This is a genomic window from Winogradskyella ouciana, from assembly GCF_009709615.1.
GTDB lineage: Bacteria > Bacteroidota > Bacteroidia > Flavobacteriales > Flavobacteriaceae > Winogradskyella > Winogradskyella ouciana.
On the sequence record NZ_WJYA01000211.1, the window covers coordinates 1 to 254 of the forward strand.

The 254-nt window shown below is 67.7% G+C and carries 1 protein-coding gene; it reads right to left on the reverse strand.

Annotation, left to right across the window (positions count from 1 at the left end):
* On the reverse strand, positions 1-254 hold a 254-nt coding region (locus F1003_RS19015; RefSeq protein ID WP_235898432.1), incomplete at both ends, for a Clp protease N-terminal domain-containing protein.

Here is a 254-nt window from a genome sequence, read left to right on the forward strand (position 1 = left end):
TGGTAGCCGGAGAGCAGCTGGATGACCTGCTGCCGCACCCGGTTCAGATCGGCGCCCAGCTTCACGAGGACCTGGGCGGCGACGCCCTCACCCTCGCGGATCAGGCCGAGCAGGATGTGCTCCGTACCGATGTAGTTGTGGCCGAGCTGAAGGGCCTCGCGGAGCGACAGCTCCAGGACCTTCTTCGCACGGGGGGTGAAGGGGATGTGACCGGACGGGGCCTGCTGCCCCTGGCCGATGATCTCCTCCACCTG